Origin of the sequence: Bradyrhizobium sp. ORS 375, from assembly GCF_000239775.1 — a bacterium.
In the GTDB taxonomy this organism is placed as follows: Bacteria; Pseudomonadota; Alphaproteobacteria; order Rhizobiales; family Xanthobacteraceae; genus Bradyrhizobium.
The window spans coordinates 1-8,144 of the sequence record NZ_CAFI01000341.1 but is presented as its reverse complement, the minus strand read 5'-3'; the positions used below and the strand labels follow the sequence as shown (position 1 = coordinate 8,144).

The following is an 8,144-nucleotide window of genomic DNA, read 5'->3' as shown; positions in this document are numbered from 1 at the left end:
AGGTAGCTCGGCGGCAGAGCGCTATCCGTTCCACGCAAGTGGAGCGGAGCTCAGCATTCGCCCGTTCCCGGCGCGTGGCTCTCATCGCCCGTGATCTCCCACGAGGTCACGCGCACCGGCCGTTTCCGGCCATTCCACCGACCATCAATCCAACAGAGGAGGCCATCATGGTCAGGCTGAACAAGTTCCCGCGCGCCTTCACCCATGAGGGTGCGCCGTCCCGGCAGCTCGCCCCCGTGCAGGCGCTGCAGCGAACGCTGCTGAGCTGCCTGCTGTGGGAGGACCAGTTGTACGAGGACGGGGTCGCGATCGCCGACCGCATCAAGGCGCTGGTGCCGCAGGTCGAGCCGCGTGACGCTGCTCAGCTTGCGGTGCGGGCGCGCGAGGAGATGAAGCTGCGGCATGCGCCGCTGCTCGTCGCCCGTGAGATGGCGCGGCTGCCACAGCACCGCGCGCTGGTCGCCGAGACGCTGCCGCGCATCATCCAGCGGCCGGACGAGATGACGGAGCTGCTCGCGATCTACTGGGCGGACGAGTTGGGTCCGCAGCAGCAGCGCAGGCGGCAGCCGGTCTCGGCGCAGGTCAAGAAGGGGCCGGCGAAGGCGTTCGCGAAGTTCGACGCCTATCAGCTCGCGAAGTATGACCGTGAGGGACCGGTGCGGCTCCGCGACGTCCTGTTCCTGGTTCACGCCAGGCCCAAGGACGACGCCCAGGAGGCGGTGTGGAAGCAGCTCGTCGATGGCGAGCTGCCCTCGCCCGACACCTGGGAGGTCGCGCTCTCGGCCGGTGCGGACAAGCGGGCGAGCTTCGAGCGGCTGCTCGGTGAGAACCGGCTCGGAGCGCTGGCGCTGCTGCGCAACCTGCGCCTGATGCGTCAGGCCGGGGTGGAGCGCGACTTGATCGCGAAGGCGATCATGTCGATGCGGACGGACCGGGTCCTGCCGTATCGGTTCATCACGGCGGCGCGGCATGCGCCTGATTTCGAGCCCGAGCTCGAGCAGGCGATGCTGAAGTCGATCAAGGGCCATGCACGGCTTCCGGGCCGCACGCGGCTCTTGATCGACGTCTCCGGCTCGATGTTCGCGGCGTTGTCTGCGAAGTCGGAGATGACGCGCGCGGACGCGGCGTGCGGGCTGGCGGTTCTGGCCCGCGAGGTCTGTGACGCGGTGGAGATCTTCACGTTCAGCGACAAGGTCGTGAAGGTGCCGCCGCGCCGAGGCTTCGCGCTGCGCGATGCGATCCTCGGATCGCAGCCGCATTCCGGGACCTATCTCGGACGTGCGGTCAGCGAGGTCGACCGCGAGGGCGACCGCCTGATCGTCTTCACCGACGAGCAGAGCCACGATCCGGTGCCGTCGCCTCGGGCGCGCGGGACGATCGTCAACGTGGCGTCGTACCAGCACGGGGTCGGATACGGGCCCTGGACGCGGGTCGACGGCTTCTCCGAGGCCGTGATCGCCTGGATCGCGGCGCAGGAAAAGTCTCTGCGCAGTGCGAGCCTGCACTGACGACAAATGACCCGGACGCGTCACAGACGCGCCCGGGTCTCATCCCATAAGCATCGAATAAGGCGCGCAGTGGCTTCGTCTCTTGCATGACAGCGAGCTGAGCCGTTGTGGTTTCGCCGTCATTCCGTGGCAATCGACAATGCGTCGGCGCAAAGCGGCGACGCGTTGACGATTGAACCCGGAATCTCGAGATTGTTAGGAACGAACGCGAGACAATACCGACATTCCGGGTTCAAGGCCTTCGGCCTTGCCCCGGAATGACGGCGGTTGTGACTCGGTAGGATTTCAGCAGCGCCATGTTTCTCTCCATCGCCACCACCCATCAGCCCGCCACCGATCTCGGCTTCCTGCTCAACAAGCATCCGGACCGGCTGCACGAGCTCGCGCTCACCTATGGCAAGGCGCTGATCTTCTATCCCGAGGCCAGTGAGGCCCGCTGCGAGGCGGCGCTGGTGCTCGACGTCGATCCGATCGGCCTCGTTCGCGGCAAGGGCCAAAGCGACGGGCTGCTCGATCAATACGTCAACGACCGCCCCTACGCGGCGTCGTCCTTCCTCTCGGTCGCGCTCAACAAGGCGTTCCGGACCGCGATGAACGGCGTCAGCAGCGCCCGCCAGGAGCTCGCGGACAGCGCCATTCCGCTCGAGGCCGTCGTGACGCCCCTACCCCTGCGCGGCGGCGAGGCTGTGCTGCGCCAGCTGTTCGAGCCGCTCGGCTGGGACGTGACGCTGGCGCCGATCGCGGGGCCGCAGGGTGACACGACCAGCCGCTACGTGCGCCTCACCTTGCGCGGCACCGCGCGGCTGGCCGCGCTGCTGAACCATCTCTATGTGCTGATCCCGGTCATGGACGACGCCAAGCATTACTGGGTCGGCGACGAGGAGATCGAGAAGCTGCTCAAGCGCGGCGAAGGCTGGCTCGACGCTCATCCCGCCAAGGAACTGATCGTGCGCCGCTACCTGCGGCATCGCGGCGTGCTCGCGCGCGCGGCGCTGGCGCGACTGGCGCCGGAGGTGCAGGACGATGCGCTGGAGAGCGAGACGCAGAGCCAGTCGGAGGAGACGCTGGAGGCGCCGATCCGGCTCAACGATCTGCGCCTCGCCGCGGTGGTCGACGCGTTGCGCGCGACCGGCGCCAGGACGATCGCCGATCTCGGCTGCGGCGAAGGCAAGCTGCTGCAGTTCCTGGTGCGCGAGCGCTTTGCCGAGCGCATGATCGGCCTCGATCCCGCCGCGCGCGAGCTGGAGCGTGCCGCCAAACGGCTGAAGCTCGGCGCGCCCGGCGGTCCGCCGGAGGGTCGCGTGACGCTGCTGCAGGGATCGCTGACCTATCGCGATTTACGCTGGGCTGAGGCCGCCGATGCGGCTGCGCTCGTGGAGGTGATCGAGCATCTCGATCCGGACCGCCTGCCGATGGTCGAGCGCGTCCTGTTCGGCGCGGCCCGGCCGCGCGCCGTCATCGTGACCACGCCCAACGCCGACTACAACGCGCTGTTTCCGAGCTTGCCGGCCGGGCAGTTCCGGCACCGCGACCACCGCTTCGAATGGACGCGCGCCGAATTCGCCGCTTGGGCGCAGCGCGTCTGTTCCAGCTTCACCTATCAAGTCGCCCTCTCCGGCATCGGCCACAACGACGAGACACACGGCGCGCCGACGCAGATGGCCGTCTTCACCCGCTGAGCAAAGTCATGAACATCGAAATCCCCGACTTCGCGCTGGTCGTGCTGATCGGCTCGACCGGCTCCGGCAAGTCGACCTTCGCCGCAAAACATTTCCTGCCAACCGAGGTGATCTCCTCGGACCATTGCCGCGCGCTGGTGACCGACGACGAGACCGACCAGAGCGTCTCCGCCGATGCCTTCGACATCGTGCGCGAGATTGCGGGCAAGCGGCTCAAGCATCGCAGGCTCGCGGTGATCGACGCCACCAATGTGCGTCCGGCCGATCGCAAGGGCTGGGTTGAGCTGGCGCGCAAATGGCATGCGCTGCCGGTCGCGATCGTGTTCGATCCGGGCATCGACCTCTGCATCGAGCGAAACAGGTCGCGCCCCGAGCGCGCCTTCGGCGGCCCGGTCGTGCAGCGCATGGTCCAGGAGATCCGTCGCGGCCTCGGCGGCCTGCAGCGCGAGGGCTTTCGCCAGGTGTGGAAGCTCGACAGCGTCGCACGCATCGAGGCCGCCACGATCGTGCGGCAGCCGCTGTGGACCGACAAGCGGCACGACCACGGACCATTTGACATCGTCGGCGACGTTCATGGCTGCGCCAGCGAATTGCAGGCGCTGCTGGGCAAGCTCGGCTATCAGGTCGACTGGCGCGAGCAGAATGGCCAGCGCGCGGTCGCCGTGACGCCGCCGGCTGGCCGCAAGGCCGTGTTCGTCGGCGACCTCGTCGACCGCGGGCCGCAATCGCCCGACGTGCTGCGCATCGTCATGAGCATGGTCGCGGCCGGCACCGCCTATGCCGTGCAGGGCAATCACGACCGCAAGTTCCAGCGCTGGCTGGCGGGTCGCAAGGTCACGATCGCGCACGGGCTGCAGGCCACGATCGACCAGCTTGCAACTGAAGATGCACGTTTTCGCGACAGCCTGCCCGACTTTCTCGATGGCCTGCGCAGCCATGTCTGGCTCGACGGCGGCCGTCTGGCGGTCGCGCATGCCGGGCTGAAGGAGGAGATGATCGGCCGCGGCTCCGGCGCGGTGCGCGAGTTCGCGCTGTATGGCGAGACCACCGGCGAGATCGACGAGTTCGGCCTGCCCGTCCGCGCCGACTGGGCCGCAAACTATCGCGGGCCGACGACCGTGGTCTACGGCCACACGCCAATGCTCCATGCCGAATGGGTCAACAACACAATGTGCATCGACACCGGCTGTGTGTTCGGCGGCCGGCTGACGGCGCTGCGCTGGCCCGAGCGCGATCTCGTCGAGATCGCTGCCGAGCGCGTGTGGTGCGAGCCGGTGCGGCCGCTGGCCGCGCGCAATGCGGCCGGCTCGGCGCAGGCCGAGGCGGATCAGTTGCTCGACATCGACGACGTCACCGGCCGCCGCTGGATCGACACCACGCTGCGCGGCCGCATGGTCGTTGCCGAGGAGAACGCCGCAGCGGCGCTGGAGGTGATGAGCCGCTTCGCGCTGCCGCCGCAATGGCTGGTCTACCTGCCGCCGACGATGTCGCCGTCGGAGACGAGCGCCCGCGAGGGCTGGCTGGAGCGGCCCGAGGAGGCGTTCGCGCATTTCCGCACCCGCAATGTCGCCGAGGTCGTGTGCGAGGAGAAGCACATGGGCTCGCGCGCGGTCATCGCGCTGTGCCAGAGCGCCGATGTCGCCAAGGCGCGCTTCGGCATCGCCGGCGACGAAAGCGGCGCGATCTGGACGCGCACCGGCCGCGCCTTCTTCAACGATGCGGTGATGACCGAGGCGCTGCTGGCGCGGCTGCGCGGCGCCGTCGAAAGCGCTGGCCTCTGGCAGGAGCTGCAGACCGACTGGCTGCTGCTCGACGCCGAGATCATGCCGTGGTCGGCCAAGGCCGGCAGCCTGATCGAGAGCCAGTATGCTCCGGTCGCGGCGTCGTCGGTCGCGGGCCTCGACGCCGCAGCGGATGCGCTGACGCGCGCCGCTGCACGCGGCCTCGACGTCGCCGTGCTGCGCGATCAGTTCGACGCGCGCGTGGCCCGCGCGCAACGCTATGGCGCGGCCTGGGCGCCGTATGTCTGGCCGGTCGACGGCATTGCCGATCTCAAGGTGGCGCCATTCCACCTGCTCGCGAGCGAGGGCCGGGTCTGGTTCGACCAGGACCACGTCTGGCACATGACGTTGGCGGAGCGGCTGGTGGCGGCGGACAGCGTCATCACGCGCACCCGGTGGCGCATCGTGCCATTGGCCGACGACGCGGCGGTACATGACGCCGTCGCCTGGTGGGAGCAGCTCACGGCCGGCGGCGGCGAAGGCATGGTGGTGAAGCCGAAGAGCTTTGTCGCGCGCGGGCCAAAAGGTCTGATCCAGCCGGCGCTGAAGGTGCGCGGGCCGGAATATCTGCGTATCATCTACGGCCCGGAATACGACGCGCCGGAGCACATCGCGCGCCTGCGCCAGCGCAAGCTCGAGGGCAAGCGCAACCTCGCACTGCGCGAGTTCGCGCTCGGCCACGAGGCGCTGACCCGCTTCGTCGCCCGCGAGCCGCTGCGCCGCGTGCATGAATGCGTGTTCGCCGTGCTGGCGCTGGAAAGCGAGCCGATCGATCCGCGGCTGTGAGCAACGCCAAACGCCCAGCGCCCGTCCCGGGCGCGGGATAGGTGTTAGCGGATGACCAAAGCTGCCGCCTCGCCGGGCAACCGATCGGCAAGCTCATGTCGAGCTCACCTTGCGCGCTCCCGCCTCCTTGAGGATGCCCTCGACATCGGCGGATGTAACGGCGGAGCCACCGACTGATACCTCGATCTCGCCTTCCAGCTCCGGTGCACCCTGCTTGTTGACGCCGGGATGGCCGCTCTCGACATCGGCGCCTGCAGCCTTCGAGCCGGCGCTGTTGGCCTGCCCTGCGGGTTGAACGACCACGTCGGTCCGGGCGATGCCGTGGTCCTGCACCAGATGCTCGACGGCGAGCTCGGCCTCGCGGCGCGTGGCGAAGCGGCCGGTGATGGTGTGGTCCATGTCCGTATCTCCCAGCGCATGATCTCCGGCTGCAGGCCGGCTGTCGTCCAGGGGCGAACGCATGATCGGGCGAAGCCGTTCCATGCCGCAGCTTTCCAGCTCACCCCATGAAGGCGGACAGCCGCGCATCGAGGGAAAATTCATGCGCGAGATGATCGATGATCGCGCGCACCTTCAGCGGCACGAAGCGGCGCGAGGCGTAGACGGCGTGCATCGGCAGCGGCCGCGGCGCGAAATCCTGCAGCAGCACCTTCACCGCGCCGGTCTCGATCTCCCGTGAAAAGGCGAAGGTCGGGATCACGGCAATGCCGAGGCCGCCGAGCACGCCGTCGCGGACCGCTTCCGAATTGTCGGCGCGATAGCGCCCGCCGACCTCGACGGCGACAGGCCCGTTCGGGCCCTCGAACAGCCAGCGATTGCCGGTGGCGAGCCGGGTGTAGACGATGCATTGGTGCGCGGCGAGATCCGCCGGCTGCTTCGGCGCGCGGTTCGCCTTGAGATAGGCCGGCGAGGCCACGGTCACCCGCTGCACCGTGCCGATGCGCCGCGCGATCAGGCCGGGATCGGTGATCTCGCCGACGCGGATGGCGACGTCAATGCCCTGCTCCACCAGGTCGGCGAAGCCGTCGCTCATGATCAGGTCGACCGAGACGTCCGGATAACGCTTGAGGAACGCCGGCAGCCGCGGCACCACATGCAGCCGGCCGAACACGACCGGCGCGGCCAGCCGCAGCAGGCCGGACGGCTTCTGCCGCCGGCGCCCGACCGCGCCCTCGGCCTCCGACACCGCCTCCAGCGCACGCTGCGCGTGCTCGTAGAACACCCGGCCGTCATCGGTCAGCGTCAGTGCCCGCGTGGTCCGCGTGAACAGCCGTGTCCGCAGATGATCCTCCAACGCACCGATCTGGCGGCTGATGGTCGGCTGCGTGGTGTTGAGCTCCGTGGCGACGGCGGTGAAGCTGCCGGCTTCCACCACCCGTACGAAGGTCCGCATCGGTCCAAGCAGGTCCATCGCTTCATCCATACGTCAAGCGTATGAATGATATCGAACCGGCGGCAATTATCCAGGGGTTTCGAATGAGCCATGCTCCTCCTGTCAGCAACGGCCGGCGCATCGCCGGCCACCGCCACGGAGAGAGCCATGACCCCGTCCTACTTCACCCGCTTCGCGCATTTGCGGCTGAGCCGCGACGCCCAGGGTGTCCTGCTGGTCGAAATGCACAGCGACGGCGGTCCGATCCGCTTCGACGCGCGCGATCATACCGAGTTCACCGACGCCTTCTATGAGATCGGCCGCGATCGCGACAACAAGATCGTCATCCTCACCGGCGTCGGCGACTACATGGCCGAGATCGATTTCGCGAGCTTCGGCAATGTCGGCGACGCCAACGCCTGGTCGCGCGTCCACGATGAGGGAACGCAGATCCTGGAGAACATCGCCAATATCCGCGTGCCGCTGATCGCCGCGATCGAGGGCCGCGCCCACATCCACACCGAATATGCGCTGTTCGCCGACGTCATCATCGCCGGCCGCAGCGCGACCTTCAACGACCTGCCGCACTTCGCCGGCGGCATCGTCCCGGGCGACGGCATCTTCACGACCTGGTCGTATCGCGCCGGCGCCGGCCGCGCGCAGGCGTTCCTGCTCAATCCGCAGCCGCTGTCGGCGCAGGAGGCCGCGAGCTGGGGCGTCGTCAATCACGTCGTCGACGACGGCACGGCCGTGGCCTTCGCCCGCGAGCTCGCCGCGCTCTATCTGCGCCAACCCGAGGTCACCCGCCGCAACAGCCGCATCCACTTCGTCCAGCCGCTCAAGGAGCGCATCGTCCGCGAGGTCGGCTACGGCCTCGCCCTCGAAGGCGCCAGCGCCAACGCGCTGGTGCAGCAGATGATGGCGGGGCAGCGCTGAGGTGCGCCTTCTCTCTACTCATCGACTAACAGCGCTAACTCGGAAACGTTGTAAGGCCCGCCGTCACCAAACGCGACGCTGC

At 68.5% G+C, this 8,144-nt stretch carries 6 protein-coding genes; 4 read left to right on the top strand and 2 right to left on the bottom strand.

Annotation, left to right across the window (positions count from 1 at the left end):
• Positions 1–167 precede the first annotated feature (167 nt).
• The 3 genes from BRAO375_RS24490 to BRAO375_RS24480 all read left to right on the top strand — a co-directional run bounded on the left by BRAO375_RS24490 (position 168) and on the right by BRAO375_RS24480 (position 5,754).
• Positions 168–1,508 (top strand): TROVE domain-containing protein, encoded by a 1,341-nt coding sequence (locus BRAO375_RS24490; protein ID WP_009030141.1) that lies wholly within the window; start codon positions 168–170, stop codon positions 1,506–1,508.
• Positions 1,509–1,804: 296 nt separating this feature from the next.
• Positions 1,805–3,187, top strand: coding sequence for a 3' terminal RNA ribose 2'-O-methyltransferase Hen1 (locus tag BRAO375_RS24485; RefSeq protein WP_009030140.1), 1,383 nt, complete (start codon positions 1,805–1,807; stop codon positions 3,185–3,187).
• Between the two features lie 8 nt (positions 3,188–3,195).
• The gene (locus tag BRAO375_RS24480; RefSeq protein ID WP_009030139.1) at positions 3,196–5,754 is read left to right on the top strand and encodes a polynucleotide kinase-phosphatase; all 2,559 of its coding nucleotides are present in this window, start codon (positions 3,196–3,198) and stop codon (positions 5,752–5,754) included.
• A 93-nt stretch (positions 5,755–5,847) separates the two neighbouring features.
• On the opposite strand, the gene BRAO375_RS24475 is transcribed toward BRAO375_RS24480, so the two are convergent.
• Both BRAO375_RS24475 and BRAO375_RS24470 read right to left on the bottom strand, forming a co-directional pair.
• Positions 5,848–6,153 (bottom strand): hypothetical protein, encoded by a 306-nt coding sequence (locus tag BRAO375_RS24475; protein WP_009030138.1) that lies wholly within the window; start codon positions 6,151–6,153, stop codon positions 5,848–5,850.
• Positions 6,154–6,253: 100 nt separating this feature from the next.
• On the bottom strand, positions 6,254–7,165 hold the full coding sequence (locus BRAO375_RS24470; protein WP_009030137.1) for a LysR family transcriptional regulator: 912 nt from the start codon (positions 7,163–7,165) through the stop codon (positions 6,254–6,256).
• A gap of 129 nt (positions 7,166–7,294) precedes the next feature.
• Here BRAO375_RS24470 and BRAO375_RS24465 point away from each other — a divergent pair, with 129 nt between their 5' ends.
• Positions 7,295–8,062, top strand: coding sequence for an enoyl-CoA hydratase/isomerase family protein (locus BRAO375_RS24465; protein ID WP_009030136.1), 768 nt, complete (start codon positions 7,295–7,297; stop codon positions 8,060–8,062).
• Positions 8,063–8,144 lie beyond the last annotated feature (82 nt).